This window comes from Leclercia sp. GHBNCSD, assembly GCF_055805075.1.
Map to the genome: position 1 here is coordinate 1,791,365 of NZ_JBQVYO010000001.1, position 17,754 is coordinate 1,809,118.

General features: G+C 55.8%; 14 protein-coding genes. 8 read left to right on the top strand and 6 right to left on the bottom strand.

Annotated elements, in window-relative coordinates:
* Positions 1-130: 130 nt before the first annotated feature.
* Positions 131-1,126 carry an acyltransferase gene (locus ACT3IC_RS08705; protein WP_473477148.1) on the top strand — a complete coding sequence of 332 codons (996 nt, stop codon included), beginning with the start codon at positions 131-133 and terminating at the stop codon, positions 1,124-1,126.
* Between the two features lie 80 nt (positions 1,127-1,206).
* Here the strand turns inward: ACT3IC_RS08705 and yiaA are convergent, their stop codons facing one another.
* The 3 genes from yiaA to xylA all read right to left on the bottom strand — a co-directional run bounded on the left by yiaA (position 1,207) and on the right by xylA (position 4,710).
* On the bottom strand, positions 1,207-1,629 hold the full coding sequence (gene yiaA / locus ACT3IC_RS08710) for an inner membrane protein YiaA (RefSeq protein WP_473477151.1): 423 nt from the start codon (positions 1,627-1,629) through the stop codon (positions 1,207-1,209).
* 202 nt (positions 1,630-1,831) lie between these two features.
* A complete protein-coding gene (gene xylB, locus ACT3IC_RS08715; protein WP_473477154.1) occupies positions 1,832-3,286 on the bottom strand; it encodes a xylulokinase in 1,455 nt (484 codons plus the stop codon).
* Between the two features lie 101 nt (positions 3,287-3,387).
* Positions 3,388-4,710 (bottom strand): xylose isomerase, encoded by a 1,323-nt coding sequence (xylA, locus tag ACT3IC_RS08720; RefSeq protein ID WP_114316199.1) that lies wholly within the window; start codon positions 4,708-4,710, stop codon positions 3,388-3,390.
* 370 nt (positions 4,711-5,080) lie between these two features.
* On the opposite strand from xylA, the gene xylF reads away from it, so the two are divergent.
* The 4 genes from xylF (at position 5,081) to xylR (ending at position 10,066) form a co-directional block, all read left to right on the top strand.
* Positions 5,081-6,073 (top strand): D-xylose ABC transporter substrate-binding protein, encoded by a 993-nt coding sequence (gene xylF / locus ACT3IC_RS08725; RefSeq protein ID WP_103177768.1) that lies wholly within the window; start codon positions 5,081-5,083, stop codon positions 6,071-6,073.
* Positions 6,074-6,144: 71 nt separating this feature from the next.
* Positions 6,145-7,686: a xylose ABC transporter ATP-binding protein gene (locus ACT3IC_RS08730; protein ID WP_473477157.1), complete on the top strand. Its 1,542-nt coding sequence runs from the start codon at positions 6,145-6,147 to the stop codon at positions 7,684-7,686.
* A complete protein-coding gene (xylH, locus tag ACT3IC_RS08735) occupies positions 7,664-8,845 on the top strand; it encodes a xylose ABC transporter permease XylH (RefSeq protein ID WP_103177766.1) in 1,182 nt (393 codons plus the stop codon). The genes ACT3IC_RS08730 and xylH overlap by 23 nt, the downstream gene beginning before the upstream one ends.
* A gap of 42 nt (positions 8,846-8,887) precedes the next feature.
* The gene (xylR, locus tag ACT3IC_RS08740) at positions 8,888-10,066 is read left to right on the top strand and encodes a D-xylose utilization transcriptional activator XylR (RefSeq protein WP_103177765.1); all 1,179 of its coding nucleotides are present in this window, start codon (positions 8,888-8,890) and stop codon (positions 10,064-10,066) included.
* A 39-nt stretch (positions 10,067-10,105) separates the two neighbouring features.
* On the opposite strand, the gene ACT3IC_RS08745 is transcribed toward xylR, so the two are convergent.
* The gene (locus ACT3IC_RS08745) at positions 10,106-10,933 is read right to left on the bottom strand and encodes a protein bax (protein ID WP_103177764.1); all 828 of its coding nucleotides are present in this window, start codon (positions 10,931-10,933) and stop codon (positions 10,106-10,108) included.
* Positions 10,934-11,246: 313 nt separating this feature from the next.
* Here ACT3IC_RS08745 and ACT3IC_RS08750 point away from each other — a divergent pair, with 313 nt between their 5' ends.
* Entirely contained in the window at positions 11,247-13,277 is a 2,031-nt protein-coding gene (locus ACT3IC_RS08750) for an alpha-amylase (protein ID WP_473477161.1), read from the top strand.
* Positions 13,278-13,449: 172 nt separating this feature from the next.
* Positions 13,450-14,706, top strand: a complete 1,257-nt coding sequence (gene avtA, locus ACT3IC_RS08755) for a valine--pyruvate transaminase (RefSeq protein WP_263950081.1) — start codon at positions 13,450-13,452, stop codon at positions 14,704-14,706.
* Between the two features lie 4 nt (positions 14,707-14,710).
* Here the strand turns inward: avtA and ACT3IC_RS08760 are convergent, their stop codons facing one another.
* Both ACT3IC_RS08760 and ACT3IC_RS08765 read right to left on the bottom strand, forming a co-directional pair.
* Positions 14,711-15,181 (bottom strand): 4Fe-4S dicluster domain-containing protein, encoded by a 471-nt coding sequence (locus ACT3IC_RS08760; protein ID WP_263950082.1) that lies wholly within the window; start codon positions 15,179-15,181, stop codon positions 14,711-14,713.
* Positions 15,182-15,306: 125 nt separating this feature from the next.
* Positions 15,307-16,125 carry an AraC family transcriptional regulator gene (locus tag ACT3IC_RS08765; protein WP_103177760.1) on the bottom strand — a complete coding sequence of 273 codons (819 nt, stop codon included), beginning with the start codon at positions 16,123-16,125 and terminating at the stop codon, positions 15,307-15,309.
* A gap of 226 nt (positions 16,126-16,351) precedes the next feature.
* Between ACT3IC_RS08765 and ACT3IC_RS08770 the strand changes: the two genes are divergently transcribed.
* Positions 16,352-17,752, top strand: coding sequence for an MFS transporter (locus tag ACT3IC_RS08770; protein ID WP_473477164.1), 1,401 nt, complete (start codon positions 16,352-16,354; stop codon positions 17,750-17,752).
* The last annotated feature ends 2 nt before the right edge of the window (positions 17,753-17,754 follow it).

Genomic DNA, 17,754 nt, shown 5'->3' on the forward strand with positions numbered 1-17,754 from the left:
ATTATGGCCCGGCATTCTGCGAATCTCACCGCCCCGGCACAAGCAGGACGATGCAAACTCAGAATTTTCCAACGAGCGTCTGAATCATTATCACAGTCAGACTCTTTTTAATGTGTAAACAGAGGGATGGATGCAGGAAAAAATTAACTGGATTGATAATTTGCGGGGAATCGCCTGTTTGATGGTGGTGATGATCCATACCACCACCTGGTATATCACCAACGCCCCCGCCGTCAGTCTTATAAACTGGGATATCGCCAACGTGCTCAACTCCGCCTCGCGGGTGAGCGTGCCGCTCTTTTTTATGATCTCCGGCTATCTCTTTTTTGGCGAACGCAGCGCGCAACCGCGCCACTTTTTACGCATCGGTCTGTGCCTGCTGTTTTACAGCACCGTGGCGTTCCTTTATATCGTGCTCTTTACCTCGATCAACAGCGAGCTGTCGCTGAAATACCTGCTGCAAAAGCCGGTCTTCTATCACCTGTGGTTTTTCTTTGCCATTATCGTGATTTATCTGCTCTCCCCGCTGGTGCAGGTGAAAAGCACGAGCGGCAAAATGCTGCTGGCGCTGATGGTCGTGATTGGCATCTTGGCGAACCCCAATACGGTCTCGCAAAAAATGGGCGGGTTTGAATGGCTGCCCATCAATCTCTATATCAACGGCGACACCTTCTATTACGTGCTGTACGGCATGCTGGGCCGCGCCCTGGGTATGATGGATACCCGCAAACGCTGGCTGAATGCCCTGTGCGCCGCCCTGTTTATTGCCGCGGTGGCGATAATCTCCCGCGGTACGCTGCATGAACTGCAGTGGCGTGGCACCTTCGCCGATACCTGGTATCTCTACTGCGGCCCGATGGTCTTTATCTGCGCGGTTTCGTTATTTACCCTGGTGAAAAACACGCTCAATGCGCGCGCCCTGCCGCTGCTGGGGTTAATTTCACGGAACTCGCTTGGGATCTACGGTTTTCACGCGCTGGTGATCCACGCTCTGCGCACCCGTGGCGTGGAGTTAAAAAGCTGGCCGCTTCTGGATATCGTCTGGATCTTCTCCATAACGGTGGCGGTCAGCCTGTTGCTGTCGATGCTGCTACAGCGCATTGATACGCGCAGGTTTGTGAGCTGAGTGTGCGGCTTGTTTGCCCGGCGGCGCTTCGCTTGCCGGGCAAGCAAGGCTGTGCAAACGAAGCGCCACCGGGCGCTGTATCAGGCGATCTCTTTCTCTTCTGCGATCGTATCAGACGAAGTCTGCACCGCACTGTCCCGCACGTTTTTTTGCACGGCCACCGCACCAAATAAGCTTAAGAAGAACGCAAGACCATAAAAGCCCTTCTCGCTTAGCAACAGAGTGGCATTCCACAAACCCACCACTAAAAGCGCGACGGCGATAATGAATGCCGTAAGGCACGTCATATAGTAGAGCGACGTCGTCGGGATCCCTTCATATTTGTCACGAACGGTTTTCTGATAAGAGGCTGCAGAAAACAAGCCAAGGATAATGACCGCAAAGTAATACCCTTTCTCATTGAGCTGCATATCTGCATTCCATAAACCAACCAGATAACTAATGATCCCACCAAGAAGCGCAAGCCAGGATACGGCATTATAAGCAGGGGAGCTATTTGTCACGTCTCTTTCCATTTTCACGTAAACCTCACCAGGGAACTGAACAAGGCATTATGGATGAAGTCTTGCGATCCACTGAAATGAAGGACACGGAGAAGTATGAATTCGGAAAAAAACCATACAAATAAATAATTATTTAGAATCAATTATTTAAAATATAGAGATGGATAGGCCGGGTTAGGCGAAGCCGCTACCCGGCGCTGTATCACGACATCAGTGGCAGAAGCTGCTGATAGATTTTGCGGAACACGTCGCGACGCCCGGCATAGCGGGCATGACGATCGGGGTCCGGGGTGTGCTGCTGTTCAAGCGCCAGCTGTGGCAACAGCGACGCCAGCGGGTTGCCCGGATTCATTGCAATTTGCGCCAGCCGCGCCGCACCCAGCGCAGGCCCGACATCCCCACCGGTACGGTAATCGAGCTGTTGCCCGCTGATATCCGCCAGCATCTGGCGCCAGTAAGGGCTACGCGCTCCCCCGCCAATCAGCGTAATGCTGGATGGTTGTAACCCGCACTCATGCACCACATCCATCCCATCGGCCAGCGCATAGCCCACCCCTTCCAGCACCGCTCGCGCCAGCTCAGCCGGGCCGTGTTGATGGGTTAAGCCAAAGAACACCCCTTTCGCCTGGGGGTTGTTATGCGGCGTGCGCTCGCCGGACAGATAGGGCAGGAACCAGACGGTATCGGCGTTTTCATTTGCCTGCTGCGCGGCATCGAGCAGGGCCGGCACGCTCTCTAATCCGGTCAGTTTCGCCGCCCAGTCCAGGCAGGACGCCGCACTGAGCATCACCGACATCAGATGCCATTTGCCCGGCAGCGCATGGCAGAAACTGTGCACCGCGCTGTCAGGGTTACTGCGGTAGCCGTCGCTCACGGCGAAATAAACGCCGGAGGTGCCCAGCGACAGCATCGCCTGCCCGGCATCGGCCATGCCCACGCCAACCGCGCCGGCGGCGTTATCCCCGCCCCCCGCCACGACCGGAACGGCCGGCATATTCCACTGCTGCGCCACCGACGGCAGCAGCGTGCCCGTCTGCTCACAGCCTTCAAACAGCGCTGGCATATGGTCGCGGGTGAGATGGCAGGCGTCGAGCATCGTCTCGCTCCAGTCACGCTTTGCCACGTCGAGCCACATGGTGCCAGCGGCATCGGACATATCGCTGGCGTACTCTCCGGTCATGCGCAACCGCAGATAATCTTTCGGCAGCAGTACCTTCGCTACCTGGCTAAAAATTTCGGGTTCATGGCGCTGCACCCACAGCAGTTTCGGGGCGGTAAAGCCCGGCATCATCAGGTTGCCGGTGATCTCCCGCGAGGCCGGGACACGTTCTTCCAGCAGGGCGCACTCTTCACCGCAGCGGCCATCGTTCCATAAAATCGCCGGGCGCAAAACGCGGTTATCCTTATCCAGCAGCGTGGCGCCATGCATCTGTCCGGCAATGCCCAGCGCTTTTACCTCGCGCAGAGAGTGTTGCTCGCCAAGCGCTTTCAGGGCGCGATCCGTGGCCAGCCACCAGGCTTCAGGATCCTGTTCAGACCAGAGCGGGTGTGGCCGTGAAACGTGCAGTTTTTCTGTTTGCGTTGCCAGCACGTCGCCCTGTTCATTTAACAGAATGGCTTTCACACCCGATGTGCCAAGATCGATCCCGATATACATTGCGGTGACTCCTTTAACAGAAATGCCCGGACGCTTGCAGCGGTTCCGGGCCTGGGCTAACCGTAAGCCGGACAAGCGTCGCGCTGCCCGGCAATACCCGGTTACTTATCAAACAGATAATGATTCACCAGATTTTCCAGCAGTTCCTGATGACCGCTCTGGTGCTGCGGCGCAAGGTTATGCTGTTCAGCGTACTTCGCCAGTTCGGTCAGTGATAACTGGCCTTTCAAAATTTGCTGACCCAGCTCACTGTTCCAGCCGCCGTAGCGTTTCGCCACGCGCTTATCCAGCTCGCCATCTTCAATCATGCGGGCAGCCACTTTCAACGACAGCGCCATGGTATCCATCGCCCCGATATGACCATAGAAGAGATCGTATTTATCGGTGCTCTGACGGCGCACTTTGGCGTCAAAGTTCAGGCCGCCGGTGGTGAAGCCACCCGCTTTGATAATTTCGTACATCACCAGCGCGTTTTCTTCCACGCTGACCGGGAACTGGTCGGTATCCCAGCCGAGCTGCGGATCGCCGCGGTTGGCATCTACGGAGCCGAAAATGCCCAGCGCGATAGCGGAGGCGATCTCGTGATGGAACGAGTGACCCGCCAGCGTCGCGTGGTTGGCTTCGATATTCACCTTGATCTCTTTTTCCAGCCCGAACTGCTTCAGGAAGCCATACACCGTCGCCACGTCGTAGTCATACTGGTGCTTGGTCGGCTCCTGCGGTTTTGGCTCAATCAGCAGCGTACCCTGGAAGCCGATTTTGTGTTTATGCTCGACCACCATCTGCATGAAGCGGCCAATTTGCTCGCGCTCCTGACGTAAGTCAGTATTGAGCAGCGTTTCGTAGCCTTCACGTCCGCCCCACAGCACATAGTTTTCCCCGCCCAGCTTATGGGTGGCATTCATCGCCGTCACCACCTGCGTGGCCGCCCAGCTGAAGACTTCCGGGTCCGGGTTGGTGGCAGCGCCTGCGCCATAGCGTGGATGGGTAAAGCAGTTGGCGGTGCCCCACAGCAGCTTCACGCCGCTCTGCTGCTGTTTTTCGGCCAGCACATCGACCATCTGCGCAAAGTTATTCAGATACTCTTTCAGCGAAGCGCCTTCCGGTGAAACGTCCACATCGTGGAAGCAGTAATAAGGGACATTCAGCTTGTGGAAGAACTCAAAGGCGACATCCGCTTTGCGTTTTGCCAGCTCCAGCGCTTCACCTGGCTGCTGCCACGGACGATCGAATGAGCCCACGCCAAACATATCGGCACCGTTCCAGCAGAAGGTGTGCCAGTAGCAGGCAGCGAAACGCAGGTGATCTTCCATGCGCTTACCCAGCACCAGCTCGTCCGGGTTGTAATGACGAAACGCTAAAGGATTTGAGGATTTCGGACCTTCATAACGAACGCGATCGAGTTGATCGAAATAAGCTTGCATAGTGAGCTCCATAATCAGGGATACAGCAAAGAGTTGATACTGGAGTAATACTGAATAGGGATCGCAGGTTGCTCAATTACGTTATTTCACACTGCTATTGAGAGAATGCACAAACGTGCGCTGGCTCGCAAAATCAATTTGCAGACAAACAAATTTCACTGCACAAATTCCATAATCACGTGTAATTAAGAGCTTATGTAATTTAAAATTCGATCGCGGTCATAAATTCGAAAATAAACCAAATATCATAACGAGAAGATAAAAATCTGTAATTGCCAGCCTGCCATTCCCCGTTAAGAATTTGCTACGTCTCTTGCAATGATTGTTTCTTTTATCTCAGCAACCTAACCCTACAAAAGGCAATACAATTATGAAGATAAAGAACCTGTGCCTCACTCTTTGTGCATCGCTGCTGCTGGCGAGTACGGCGAGTCATGCAAAAGAAGTTAAAATCGGCATGGCGATAGATGACCTCCGTCTGGAGCGCTGGCAAAAAGATCGCGATATTTTTGTCAATAAGGCAGAAGCATTAGGCGCGAAAGTTTTCGTCCAGTCTGCCAATGGCAATGAAGAAACGCAAATGTCGCAAATCGAAAATATGATAAACCGCGGCGTCGATGTGCTGGTTATTATTCCTTATAACGGTCAGGTTTTAAGTAACGTGGTAAAAGAAGCCAAGCGCGAAGGGATTAAAGTGCTGGCCTACGACCGCATGATTAATAATGCGGACATTGATTATTATATTTCCTTCGACAATGAAAAGGTCGGCGAATTACAGGCGCAAAGCCTGGTCGCCAAAGTTCCACAGGGCAATTACTTCCTGATGGGCGGCTCCCCGGTGGACAACAATGCCAAACTCTTCCGCGCCGGACAGATGAAGGTGCTGAAGCCCTATATTGATGAAGGCAAAATCAAGATCGTTGGCGATCAGTGGGCGGACGGCTGGTTACCTGAAAACGCGTTAAAAATTATGGAAAACGCCCTCACCGCCAATAATAACAAAATCGATGCCGTGGTGGCCTCTAACGATGCGACCGCAGGCGGCGCTATTCAGGCACTCAGCGCCCAGGGGCTGGCCGGAAAAGTGGCGATCTCCGGACAGGATGCGGACCTCGCCGGGGTGAAACGTATTGTGGCAGGTACCCAGACCATGACGGTGTATAAGCCGATCACCGAGCTTGCCACTACCGCCGCAGAAATTGCCGTTGAGCTTGGCAATGGCCAACAGCCTAAAGCGGACGCCAGCTTAAACAACGGCCTGAAAGATGTGCCTTCCCGACTGCTTACCCCTATCGAAGTCAATAAAGAGAACATTGACGCTACCGTTGTGAAAGACGGTTTCCATAAAAAGAGCGAACTGTAATCCATCATCGCCCCCGGCTTGCGGGGGCACATCGACTTGTACTGTTTTCCTTCGGGTCATGTGGAGCAGTTATGTCTTATTTACTTGAAATGAAAAGTATCACCAAAGCGTTTGGCGCGGTGAAGGCCGTCGACAACGTCAGCCTGCGCTTAAACCCCGGCGAGATCATGTCGTTATGCGGCGAAAATGGCTCGGGCAAATCCACCTTAATGAAGGTTTTGTGTGGCATCTATCCTCACGGCAGCTACGAGGGTGAAATTGTCTTTTCCGGCGAAACGCTGCAGGCCACGCATATCCGCGACACCGAGCGCAAAGGGATCGCCATCATTCACCAGGAGCTGGCGCTGGTGAAGCATCTGACCGTGCTGGAAAATATCTTCCTCGGTGCCGAGGTAACCCGCCACGGCGTCCTGGATTACGACACCATGACCTTGCGCTGCGAGAAGCTGCTGGCGCAGGTCAGTCTGACGATCTCCCCCGACACCCGGGTGGGCGATTTAGGTCTGGGACAGCAGCAACTCGTGGAGATCGCCAAGGCCCTGAACAAACAGGTGCGTCTGCTGATCCTCGATGAACCAACAGCATCGCTGACGGAACAGGAAACCGCGGTATTGCTGGACATCATTCGTGACCTGCAAAACCACGGGATTGCCTGCATTTATATCTCCCACAAGCTCAACGAAGTGAAAGCGATTTCGGACACGGTATGCGTAATTCGCGACGGGCAGCATATCGGCACCCGGGAAGCGCAGGGGATGAGCGAGGACGACATTATTACCATGATGGTGGGCCGTGAGCTGACCGCGCTCTACCCGAACGAACCCCACACCCTGGGGGAAGAGATGCTGCGCGTGGAGCATCTTACCGCCTGGCATCCGGTGAATCGCCATATTAAACGGGTCAATGATGTCTCTTTCTCGCTGCATCGCGGTGAGATCCTGGGGGTGGCCGGGCTGGTTGGCGCCGGGCGCACCGAGGCTGTGCAGTGTCTGTTCGGCGTCTGGCCTGGCCGCTGGGAGGGCAGCATATTTATTGATGGGCAGCAGGTAGAGATCAAAAACTGTCAGCAGGCCATCGCCCAGGGTATCGCGATGGTGCCGGAAGATCGCAAAAAAGATGGCATCGTACCGGTGATGGCGGTGGGCAAAAACATCACCCTTGCCGCATTAGATCAGTTCAGCGGCACGCTGAGCAGTCTGGATGATGCCGCGGAACAGCACTGCATTCTTCACTCTTTACAGCAGCTGAAAGTCAAAACTTCCTCCCCGGAGCTGGCGATTGGCCGCCTGAGCGGGGGCAATCAGCAGAAGGCGATCCTCGCCCGCTGCCTGTTGCTCAACCCGCGCATTCTGATCCTCGATGAACCGACCCGCGGGATTGATATCGGTGCGAAATACGAAATCTACAAGCTGATCAACCAGCTGGTCCAGCAGGGTATCGCCGTGATTGTGATCTCCTCGGAGCTTCCCGAAGTGCTGGGTCTGAGTGACCGGGTACTGGTGATGCACGAAGGAAAACTGAAAGCCAACCTGATAAACCAGAACCTGACGCAGGAACAGGTGATGGAAGCCGCACTAAGGAGCGAACGCCATGTCGAAAAGCAACCCCTCTGAGTTAAAAGTCACGGCACCCGCACCGGGTCTGTTTTCCGGGCTAAAAGCGCTCAATCTGCAGGTGTTTGTCATGATTGCCGCTATCGTGGCGATCATGCTGTTCTTCACCTGGATGACCGACGGCTCCTATCTCAGCGCGCGTAACGTCTCCAACCTGCTGCGCCAGACCGCCATTACCGGCATTCTGGCGGTGGGGATGGTGTTTGTGATTATCTCCGCGGAAATCGACCTCTCCGTGGGCTCAATGATGGGCCTGCTGGGGGGCGTGGCGGCGATTTTCGACGTCTGGCTGGGCTGGCCGCTGCCGCTCACCGTGGTCGTCACCTTGTTACTCGGTCTACTGCTCGGCACCTGGAACGGCTGGTGGGTGGCCTACCGCAAAGTACCGTCGTTTATCGTCACGCTGGCGGGAATGCTGGCCTTCCGCGGCATTCTGATTGGTATCACCAACGGCACCACCGTCTCCCCCACCAGCGCCTCCATGTCGCAGATTGGGCAGAGCTATCTCTCCGGCGGAGTCGGTTTTACCCTCGGCGCGATTGGCCTGATGGCGTTTGTCGCCTGGCAATGGCGCGGCAGAATGCGCCGGCAGGCGTTAGGGTTAGCCACAACGCCTTCCACCTCTGTCGTTGGGCGTCAGGCGCTGACGGCGGTGATCGTGCTGGGGGCAATCTGGCTGCTGAACGACTATCGTGGCGTGCCAACGCCGGTGCTGATACTGGTTCTGTTATTACTGGCAGGCATGTTTATGGCGACCCGCACCGCCTTTGGCCGGCGTATTTATGCCATCGGCGGCAACCTTGAAGCCGCACGTCTGTCAGGTATTAATGTTGAACGCACCAAACTTGCCGTCTTTGCCATTAATGGCCTGATGGTTGCCGTAGCGGGCCTGATCTTAAGCTCGCGTCTGGGTGCGGGCTCGCCGTCTGCCGGGAATATTGCCGAACTCGATGCCATCGCCGCCTGTGTCATCGGCGGAACCAGTCTTGCCGGAGGTGTCGGTAGCGTCGCAGGGGCAGTTATGGGGGCATTTATTATGGCGTCGCTGGATAACGGAATGAGTATGATGGACGTCCCGACATTCTGGCAGTATATCGTCAAGGGTGCCATTTTGTTGCTGGCGGTATGGATGGATTCCGCTACCAAACGGCGCGCCTGAGGATGCCTTTTCATCTGTCACTGATACTGGAAAAATAGCGCCATGTTTGAGAAGCGTCACCGCATTACGTTGTTATTCAATGCCAACAAAGCTTATGACCGTCAGGTCGTCGAGGGCGTTGGGGAATATTTGCAGGCGTCGCAATCCGAGTGGGATATTTTCATCGAAGAAGATTTCCGCACGCGAATCGAAAATATCAAAGACTGGCTGGGCGACGGCGTCATCGCGGATTTTGACGACGCCGTTATCCAGCAACTGCTGGTCGATGTCGACGTCCCCATCGTCGGCGTCGGCGGCTCTTACCACCAGCCGGAACACTACCCTGCCGTTCACTATATCGCCACCGACAACCACGCCCTGGTAGAGAGCGCGTTTCTACATCTCAAAGAAAAAGGGGTTCACCGCTTCGCCTTTTATGGTTTGCCCACCTCCAGCGGAAAACGCTGGGCGGCGGAACGGGAATATGCTTTCTGTCAGCTGGTCGCAAAGGAGAAGTATCGCGGCGTGGTTTATCAGGGGCTGGAAACGGCCCCGGAAAACTGGCAGCACGCGCAGAACCGTCTCGCCGACTGGCTGCAAACCCTGCCGCCGCAGACCGGCATTATCGCCGTGACCGATGCCCGCGCCCGGCACGTGCTGCAGGTGTGCGAACATCTGCATATTCCGGTGCCGGAGAAGCTGTGCGTCATCGGGATCGATAATGAAGAGCTCACCCGCTACCTGTCACGCGTGGCGCTGTCGTCCGTGGCGCAGGGAACACGTCAGATGGGCTATCAGGCGGCCAAGCTGCTGCACCGGCTGCTGGATAACGAAAATCTTCCCCTGCAACGTCTGCTGGTGCCACCGGTTCGTGTGGTGGAGCGACGCTCAACGGATTACCGCTCGCTAAACGACCCTGCCGTCATTCAGGCCATGCACTACATTCGTAACCACGCCTGCAAAGGCATCAAAGTGGATCAGGTGCTGGATGCGGTAGGGATTTCGCGTTCAAATCTGGAGAAGCGCTTTAAAGAAGAGGTGGGCGAGACGATCCATGCGGTTATCCATGCAGAGAAACTGGAGAAAGCCCGCAGCCTGCTGATTTCGACCTCGCTCTCCATTAATGAGATTTCCCAGATGTGCGGTTATCCGTCGTTGCAGTATTTCTATTCGGTCTTTAAAAAAGAGTATGACACCACGCCGAAAGAGTATCGCGATCGCTACAGTGAAGTACTGATATAAATAAAAAAGGCCTTCCGGATGGAAGGCCTTTTTTTAAGATTACATATGAGCGGCAATTAAGCGCTGGTTATCCTGGTACATCGCAAACAGATAGTTGTTATAGCGTTGGCCCTGGGTTGAGTAACCTTTCAGCTTGTGGATCATCGTGCTCGCCGTCACTTCCTGATCTGCTTTACGCAGCTGCGCACGCGACTTACGGAAGGATTTATAGGCCGGATGCGTGTTCAGGTTCACAACATACGCATTCACGGAATCTTTTACCGATTCAAACTGCGAGTAACCTTTCACTTTGCCCGGCGCATTGTTACAACGACCTTTCGCACATTTCATGCCAAACAGGTTGTTATTGCTACGAGCCAGCTTAGAGGTACCCCAGCCACTTTCGGCTGCTGCCATCGTTGCGACCATGCTGCCTGGGATGATATCCACACGCTCAAGCAAGGTGTTCCACGGTACACGACGTGTGTTCCCGTTCCAGCTCACTTTATAGTTTTTGGCTATCTCTTTCAGGCGCGCACGCTCGGACGGCGACCAGCGGCTGTCGTACTGCTTGGAAATAAGCCAGTTACGATCCGCCGTAATCGCGGCATTTTGACTTGTAATGTAAGGCATTACCGTCCGGAGAAACGCTTTTTTCCTTGGTGTTCCGGAAGGGTATTTTCGCAAATCAGGAAGTGAACTACTCTTTGCACTATTGCGAGAATACTCTTGTTTACTGCTAACCTTACTACTTGCTGTCGTCTTTATGACGTGGGCTTTCTTACTCGTTGTATCCGTGTGCGTCTTTGCAAGCACCCCACCAGAAAATGCCGTGGTGAGTAACATGAGTATCGCAGCCCCATATCGTCGAATGGGAGTCGATATCATTAGGTCTCCTGGTCGGATAGAAACATTCCAACACCTTATTTTTTTCGAAAATTGAGAGGCGAATCTCAAATCCTAGCAAAAATAGACGAGAAGAGCACCATTAGAAATAGTCCAAATCCGAAACCCTGTCACCTGGAATCTGCGCGTTTCAGCATCATTCTCGCGAAAACGTGCTCAATATCGCAGTTAAATAGCGTACTTAGCGTGAGATCACTCACCCTCGTTGCTCCTCCCTGCGCGATAGCGCCAGGGGATGAGTTTGCCCACTAGAATAGATGGCAAACTGAGCAAAATGCTGTGACAGGAAAATGGTATGAAATGTTCTGCTCTCGCTCTTCTGTTCTTGCCTGCACTGGCCAGCGCCGACTGGTCCGCCCCCGGCTTTCCAGCCTTTACCGCTGAAGGAACGGGCGTCTTCACGGCACAGGCAAAGCTGACGAAGGGTACCCGCCCGCTGACGTTGAGTTTTGACAAGGCGTGCTGGCAACCCACCAACGCCATAAAACTCAACGAGATGATGTCACTGAAGCCGTGCGAAGGCGATCCGGCGCAGTGGCGCATCTTCCGCGATGGGGATTATCAGGCACGAATTGATACCCGCTCCGGCACGCCAACGCTGATGTTGACCGTTGCCAGCGCCAACGAACAGGCGGTGGCATCGGTAGTGCGCCAGTGTCCCAAATGGGACGGCAAACCGTTGACGCTCGATGTCAGCAATACCTTCCCGGAAGGGAGCGTGGTGCGTGATTTTTACAGCAAACAGACCGCGACGGTGCAGCAGGGTAAAATTACCCTGCAACCCGCACCGGGGAGCAACGGCCTGCTGTTACTTGAGCGGGCAGAAACGGACAAGCCCGCCCCGTTCAGTTGGCAAAACGCCACCGTCTATTTTGTTCTCACCGACCGGTTTGAGAATGGCGATCCGGGCAATGACAACAGCTACGGGCGCCATAAAGATGGCATGCAGGAGATCGGCACCTTCCACGGCGGCGACCTGAAAGGACTCACCAGCAAACTGGATTATCTGCAACAGCTTGGCGTTAACGCCCTGTGGATCAGCTCCCCGCTGGAGCAGATCCACGGCTGGGTCGGGGGCGGAACGAAAGGCGATTTCCCCCATTACGCCTATCACGGCTATTACACCCAGGACTGGACCCGGCTCGATGCCAACATGGGTACGGAGGATGATTTACGTCAGCTGGTAGATGAAGCTCACCGCCGGGGGATCCGCATCCTGTTTGACGTGGTGATGAACCACACCGGTTACGCGACGCTGGCGGACATGCAGGCGTACCAGTTCGGATCGCTCTATCTGCAGGGCGAAGAGCTGAAGAAAACCCTGGGCGAACGCTGGACTGACTGGAAACCGGGGGCCGGCCAGAGCTGGCACAGCTTTAATGACTACATCAACTTCAGCGATAAAGCGGGCTGGGAAAACTGGTGGGGCAAGAAGTGGGTACGCACCGATATCGGCGATTATGACAACCCCGGCTTCGACGATCTGACCATGTCGCTGGCCTTCCTGCCGGACCTGAAGACGGAATCGACCACCCCATCAGGCTTACCGAATTTCTATCGCCACAAGCCCGACACCCGGGCGAAGGCCATTGACGGTTACACGCCCCGGGATTACCTCACCCACTGGTTGAGTCAGTGGGTGCGTGAATACGGCATCGACGGTTTCCGCGTTGATACCGCCAAGCATGTTGAGCTGGCGGGCTGGCAGCAGCTGAAAGACCAGGCCAGCGATGCCCTTAAAGCATGGAAAGCGGCCAACCCGGAGAAAAAACTCGACGATGCCCCGTTCTGGATGACCGGTGAATCCTGGGGGCACGGGGTAATGCAGAGCGATTACTACCGTCACGGCTTCGATGCGATGATCAATTTTGATTACCAGGAGCAGGCGGCCAAAGCGGTAGATTGTCTGGCGGACATTGACCTGACCTGGCAGCAGATGGCGGAAAAGCTGCAGAGCTTTAACGTCCTGAGCTATCTCTCCTCTCACGATACCCGTCTGTTCCGCGAGGGTGACCAGCGTGCGGCAGAGCTGCTGTTGCTGGCGCCGGGCAGCGTACAGATCTTTTATGGCGATGAATCTGCAAGACCGTTCGGCCCGACGGGCTCCGATCCCTTACAGGGCACGCGCTCGGACATGAACTGGCAGGATATCAACGGCTCGCAGGCTGCAAACGTCGCCCACTGGCAGCGGCTCGGTCAGTTCCGCGCCCGCCATCCGGCGATCGGTGAAGGCAGACAAACCACGCTGACGATGCCTCAGGGCTACGGCTTTGTCCGCGAGCATCAGGGCGACAAGGTGATGGTGGTGTGGGCGGGTAATCGCTGATCGGCTGGGGCAAAATCCCTCTCCTACGGGAGAGGGGTGCAGGATAAATTGCTACCTGATAGCAAACTAACAACATAAAGTCACACATCTTCGTTTCGACGCTGATTTGCACCTGCGCAGTTGTAGCGTTATGGTGAGCCACACTTAGAACACGCTCGACAGATCACCTGCTATGACTTTTTCACTTTTCGGCGACAAATTCACCCGCCATTCAGGCATTACCCGCCTGATGGAGGATCTCAACGACGGGCTGCGCACACCGGGCGCCATCATGCTCGGCGGCGGTAACCCGGCACAAATCCCTGAGATGAACGCCTATTTTCAGACGCTCCTCGCGGACATGCTGGAAAATGGCAAAGCCAGAGATGCGCTGTGCAATTACGACGGCCCACAGGGCAAAACCGAGCTGCTTGCTGCCCTGGCTAAGATGCTGCGCGACACCCTCGGCTGGGAGATTGATCCACAGAACATTGCTCTGACAAACGGCAGCCAGAGCGCGTTTTTCTACTTATTTAACCTCTTCGCGGGACGACGTGCCGACGGCACCACCAAAAAAGTGCTCTTCCCGCTGACGCCGGAGTACATCGGTTATGCCGACTCCGGCCTTGAGGACGATCTTTTCGTCGCTGCGCGCCCGAACATCGAGCTACTGCCGGAAGGCCAGTTCAAATATCACGTCGATTTTGAGCATCTGCATATTGGCGAAGAGACCGGGATGATCTGCGTCTCGCGCCCCACCAACCCGACCGGCAACGTCATCACCGATGAAGAGCTGATTAAGCTGGATGCGCTGGCGAACCAGCATGATATTCCGCTGGTGATCGATAACGCCTACGGGGTCCCCTTCCCGGGCATTATCTTCAGCGAAGCGCGTCCGCTGTGGAACCCGAACATTGTGCTGTGCATGAGCCTCTCCAAGCTGGGTCTGCCGGGCAGCCGCTGCGGGATTATCATCGCCAATGAGAAAATTATCACCGCCATTACCAACATGAACGGCATCATCAGCCTCTCCCCTGGCGGGATCGGCCCGGCAATGATGTGCGAGATGATTAAGCGCAACGATCTGCTGCGCCTGTCCAACGAGGTGATTAAGCCCTTCTACTATCAGCGCGTCCAGGAGACCATTGCGACTATCCGCCGCTATCTCCCGGAAGAGCGCTGTCTGATCCACAAACCCGAAGGGGCAATTTTCCTCTGGCTGTGGTTTAAGGATCTGCCGATCACCACCGAACTGCTCTATCAGCGTCTGAAAAAGCGCGGTGTATTGATGGTGCCGGGGGATTATTTCTTCCCGGGGCTGGACAAGCCGTGGCCGCACACCCACCAGTGCATGCGCATGAACTATGTCCCGGACCCAGAAAAAATCGAAGCGGGCGTGAAGATCCTCGCCGAGGAGATCGACCTCGCCTGGCGGGAAAACGGTCAGTAATGATTTATGCCAGATAACGCAGCCGTTCGGCACGTAATCTGGCAGGATCGACGCAACTTAACGCGCGGGTTGGACAGGCCTCCACGCAGGCGGGTCCGCCTTCGCGGTGCGCACAACGGTCGCACTTCAGTGCCTGCACCGCTTCTGCTTCTCCCGTAACCTGCATCGCCCCGAACGGGCAGGCAATCATGCAGCTTTTACAGCCGATACAGCGGTGTTGCTCCACCCGCCAGACCCCCTGCTCACGCTGGATCGCCTGCGTCGGGCAGACGTTGGCGCAGGGGGCATCTTCACACTGGTGGCAGGTGACCGCCGTAGTGAACGTCCCGCCTTTCACCACCCGGATGCGGGAGGTAAAGGTCTTTGCCGTCACAGCGGCACAATTCTGGTTCTCCTGGTGCGATACCACGCAGGCCACTTCGCAGGTGCGACAGCCAATACATTTCGCCGGGTCCGCAACAATAAACGGGTTCATCGCCTGCTCCATCCTTGTTGAAAAAGTCAGGTTGCCAGAGTGTTCAGGGCACGCGCTTTGATCAGACGGGGCAAAAAGTCACTTTTGTGCGTCCTGCCGCGAATACTGGCCATTTGCCACAGCGCTCAGGCGGAATTGATGTGCTCCTTGCAGTAGCGGCGCTTCCAGACGCCGGGCGTTAACCCGGTATGCTTACGAAAAATTTGCCGGAAATATCCGGTGTCGTTAAACCCGCAGCGCACCGCCACCTCCTTGAGCGACACGGCATCATTAAGCAGTAACTTCTCCGCGGCCCTGACGCGCTGACGGTGGATAGCCTCGGTGAGCGTCAGATGAAAGACCCGACGAAACACCCGCCCCAGATAATCGGCGTTGCAGTGCAGCTCCCGGGCAAGCTGCGACGTGGAGAGCGGCCGGTGAAACTGCGTGCTGATCAGCTGCCGCGCCTTCCACGCCAGGCTGACGCCCGCTTCGTCCGGGGCGAGCTCCTGCCCGGGCATGACTGAGAGCTGTTGCAGGATCAGCAGCAGAATAAATTCCAGCGCCGGGCTGCGCTGGAGCTTCTCCTGTTCGGTCAGAAATTGCCGGAACAGGGCAATCATCGCCTGCGGATCGCCGGTTTTGCCGTGCTGCTGCACCGACAGCAGCGTGCTCAGGGATGACGGCGCGGCCTGCTCGTGAACTTCAAAATGCAGCCAGTAAAAGCGTAAATCGGCAGGAAAATCTTCAATCCCCTTGTGTCGGCGGTGGGGCCACAGGAGCAGACTTTCTCCAGCATGGACCTCAAACAGCGTCGTATCCTCCTGGATCGTTAATGTCCCCTTTTCCACAAAGATGACCTCCCAGGAGTCGAGCCTGCGCGCCGGATGTCGCCCGACGCCCCGGGAGATAAAATAGCCGCCATTCTGCACCCTGATCGGAAGCGCTATGGATAATTCGAGCATGGTTATTCAATTTCTCGCTATTTATGAGCCAATGTTCTCTCTTTATCCCTGATTATTAACAGCTATTTGCCATTCGTCCCGATCAAAATCACATTTTACGCACAAGGTCGGAATCCTCACCTTTTTATACTTTTCCCTTCCCTTGTTGCCCCCAGGGAACAGTGCAAAATTAGTCAGGTACTCTGCAAAACAACATAAAAAATTCAATAACCCGAGGAGTTACCTCATGACTTCTACCCCGATTACACAGACAGAGATCGCCCAGCAGGCCATCCACGATCGCCTGACGGTGCGAGAAAAAATAGGCTACGGCCTGGGTGATGCTGGCGGCACGGTGATCACCTGTTTGATCATGAACTTTCTCACTTTTTTCTATACCGATGTCTTTGGTTTAACCCCGGCGCTGGTCGGCACGCTGTTTATCGCCCTGCGCATCTTCGACGCGATATCCGACCCGGTGATGGGGATCATCGCCGACCGTACCCAGAGCCGCTGGGGACGCTTTCGCCCCTGGCAGCTGTGGGTCGCCCTGCCGATTGGCATTATCGGCGTGCTGACCTTCACCGTGCCGGACGCGGGCATGGGAGTCAAAATCGCCTGGGCCTTCGGCACCTATCTGCTGCTCTCGGTGGGCTATACCGCCATCAATGTGCCCTATTGCGCGCTGATCAACACCATGACCACCCGCCACAGCGAAGTGCTCTCCTGCCAGTCATGGCGTTTTGTGCTGTGCGGCGTGGCCGGTTTTCTGGTCTCCGTTGGCCTGCCGTGGCTGGTTGAACTTCTCGGCCAGGGCAACGTGGCGCAGGGATATCAGTTCGGCGTGGGTGTGCTGTGCGCCATTGCGGTGGTGATGTTCCTGTGCTGCTTCTTCTGGGTTCGCGAGCGCGTACCGCTGGCGATGATGGGAAAATTTACCCTTAAGGAGCACCTCGCCGGTCTGCGTAACAACGACCAGCTGCTGCTGATGCTAGTGATGTCTTTCCTGCTGATTAACGTCTTCAACATTCGTGGCGGCGGCTACATGTATTTCATCACTTACGTGCTGGAAGGGAGCACCGCCTACACCTCGCTCTTCTTCACGATGGTGACCTTTGCCTCTATTCTGGGCGCGGTGATCGTTAACCTGCTGTCACGTCGCAGCGACACCGTCAAACTCTACTACTACACCAACCTGGTGCTGGCAGCCCTGGCGGTGGGGATGTGGTTCCTGCCCGGCGGCCCGGCTTACCAGACTCTGTGGCTGGTGGTCATTCTGGCGAACGGCGTGATCCTCGGCTTTACCCTGCCGCTGCACTTCGCACTGATGGCCTTTGCTGACGACTACGGCGAGTGGAAAACCCGCGTACGCTCCTCCGGCATGAACTTCGCCTTTAACCTCTTTTTCATCAAGCTGGCCTGGGCTTCCAGCGCCGGGATCATCAGCCTGGTGTTTATTTTCGTCGCCTACCAGCCGGGCGCAGGCAACCAGACGCCCGCCTCATTACAGGGCATTACCGCCATGGAGACCCTGCTGCCCGCTCTTTTCCATCTGCTGCTGGCGCTGGCGATCCGCAAGTGCCGACTCAATAACCCGATGATGACGCGCATTGCCACCGACCTGCGCCAGCGTCACGCTCACGCCTGAGG

Coding starts and splice junctions, on each gene's coding strand:
- ACT3IC_RS08705 (WP_473477148.1), top strand. CDS start 131: ATGCAGGAAAAAATTAACTGGATTGATAATTTGCGGGGAATCGCCTGT.
- xylB (WP_473477154.1), bottom strand. CDS start 3,286: ATGTATATCGGGATCGATCTTGGCACATCGGGTGTGAAAGCCATTCTG.
- xylA (WP_114316199.1), bottom strand. CDS start 4,710: ATGCAAGCTTATTTCGATCAACTCGATCGCGTTCGTTATGAAGGTCCG.
- xylF (WP_103177768.1), top strand. CDS start 5,081: ATGAAGATAAAGAACCTGTGCCTCACTCTTTGTGCATCGCTGCTGCTG.
- ACT3IC_RS08730 (WP_473477157.1), top strand. CDS start 6,145: ATGTCTTATTTACTTGAAATGAAAAGTATCACCAAAGCGTTTGGCGCG.
- xylH (WP_103177766.1), top strand. CDS start 7,664: ATGTCGAAAAGCAACCCCTCTGAGTTAAAAGTCACGGCACCCGCACCG.
- xylR (WP_103177765.1), top strand. CDS start 8,888: ATGTTTGAGAAGCGTCACCGCATTACGTTGTTATTCAATGCCAACAAA.
- ACT3IC_RS08745 (WP_103177764.1), bottom strand. CDS start 10,933: ATGATATCGACTCCCATTCGACGATATGGGGCTGCGATACTCATGTTA.
- ACT3IC_RS08750 (WP_473477161.1), top strand. CDS start 11,247: ATGAAATGTTCTGCTCTCGCTCTTCTGTTCTTGCCTGCACTGGCCAGC.
- avtA (WP_263950081.1), top strand. CDS start 13,450: ATGACTTTTTCACTTTTCGGCGACAAATTCACCCGCCATTCAGGCATT.
- ACT3IC_RS08760 (WP_263950082.1), bottom strand. CDS start 15,181: ATGAACCCGTTTATTGTTGCGGACCCGGCGAAATGTATTGGCTGTCGC.
- ACT3IC_RS08765 (WP_103177760.1), bottom strand. CDS start 16,125: ATGCTCGAATTATCCATAGCGCTTCCGATCAGGGTGCAGAATGGCGGC.
- ACT3IC_RS08770 (WP_473477164.1), top strand. CDS start 16,352: ATGACTTCTACCCCGATTACACAGACAGAGATCGCCCAGCAGGCCATC.